This window comes from Acidiplasma cupricumulans (assembly GCF_001402935.1).
Taxonomy (GTDB): Archaea; Thermoplasmatota; Thermoplasmata; order Thermoplasmatales; family Thermoplasmataceae; genus Acidiplasma; species Acidiplasma aeolicum.
The window spans coordinates 1-1,647 of sequence record NZ_LKBH01000235.1; the positions used below are offsets into that span (position 1 = coordinate 1).

Annotated in this window: 1 protein-coding gene; it reads left to right on the forward strand. The window is 36.4% G+C overall.

Annotated features, from left to right (window positions below; all coding sequences use genetic code 11):
* Positions 1 to 13 precede the first annotated feature (13 nt).
* Complete coding sequence (locus AOG55_RS06530) at positions 14 to 1,633, forward strand: formate--tetrahydrofolate ligase (RefSeq protein ID WP_048100859.1); 1,620 nt, start codon at positions 14 to 16, stop codon at positions 1,631 to 1,633.
* Positions 1,634 to 1,647: the final 14 nt, after the last annotated feature.

The window sequence follows — 1,647 nt, forward strand, 5'->3', positions numbered from 1 at the left end:
CATAATAGTTATAATGATTGAGATTTCAAAAATTATGGAAAAACTTGGTGTAAATGATTATGAACTTTATGGAAAATACATAGCAAAGCTGCCAGTTGATGTAAAAAAATATGGTGAGAAAAGGGGTAAATTGATTTTAATGACTGCAATGACACCAACACCGGCAGGAGAGGGGAAAACAACAACTGCCATAGGTCTTGGTCAGGCCATGACAAGACTGGGTTTTAATGCCGGCATAGCAATAAGGGAGCCATCACTTGGACCATGCTTTGGTGTTAAGGGTGGTGCAACTGGCGGTGGAAAATCAACTGTTGAACCCTCAGATAGAATAAATTTAATATTTACAGGAGATTTTCCTGCAATTGCTGCAGCTCATAATTTGCTCTCGGCCATGATAAATAATCATATCTCCCATGGAAATGGTCTTGGTATTGATCCTAAAAGGGTTGTTTTTCCAAGGACTGTGGATATGGATGACAGATCATTAAGATCCATAATTGTTGGCATTGGAGATAGGAATAATGGCACAATGATGAATGATTCCTTTGTGATAACTGCCGCATCAGAGATCATGGCAATAGTTGCACTATCAAAGGATTATAATGATTTAAAGGAAAGGCTTGGAAATATTCTTATTGGTTATACATATAAAAATGGGCCGGTATTCGCTAGGGATATTAGGGCTGCGGGTGCAATGGCGGCACTTCTTGTGGATGCATTAAAACCAAATATGGCGCAGACAGCTGAAGGAACGCCGGCAATAATACATACCGGTCCTTTTGGAAACATAGCGCATGGGACATCAAGCCTGCTGGGTGATCTTATTGGATTGAAAATTTTCGATTATACAGTAACTGAGGCGGGATTTGGATCAGATCTCGGTTTTGAGAAGTTTATGAATATATTTACAAGGGAAAGTAAAATCATACCAGATTCTGTTGTTATTGTTGCGACTTTACGGGCAATGAAATTCCATGGCGGGGCACATAATATCGATGATGTAAATATTAATGCCATAAAAATAGGATTTCAAAATTTAATCAGGCATGTGAATATAGTCAAAAGCTTCGGACTTATTCCTGTTGTTGCAATCAACAGGCACAAAAATGATACAGATGAGGAGATAAAAACAGTTAAGGACCTGTTAATGGAAAATAATATAGAATATGCCATTTCAGATGTCTATTTAAGGGGCGGTGATGGTGGAATAGAACTTGCAAGGGCCGTAATTAAAAATATAGAAGAAAATTCTAATAAAAAAATATCATACACATATGAATTAAATGAAACGCCCAGGGAAAAAATAGAAAGAATTGCAAGGAAGGTTTATGGTGCCTCCAGTGTTAATTTTTCAGATGAGGCAGAAAAAGACCTGAAAATAATAGAAAAGTATCAATTTAATGACTTTTACATATGCATGGCCAAAACACAGTCCTCAATTTCAGATAACCCTGCACTTTTAAACAGCCCAGAAAATTTCGATATAAATATTAGAAAAATTTTAATCAATTCCGGGTCAAGATTTTTAATACCGGTGCTTGGAAATATAATGACAATGCCAGGCCTTCCTAAAAAACCTGCAGCGGAAAATATAGACATAGATGGAAATGGAAATATTATTGGTTTAAAATAAATTTCATCAGTATA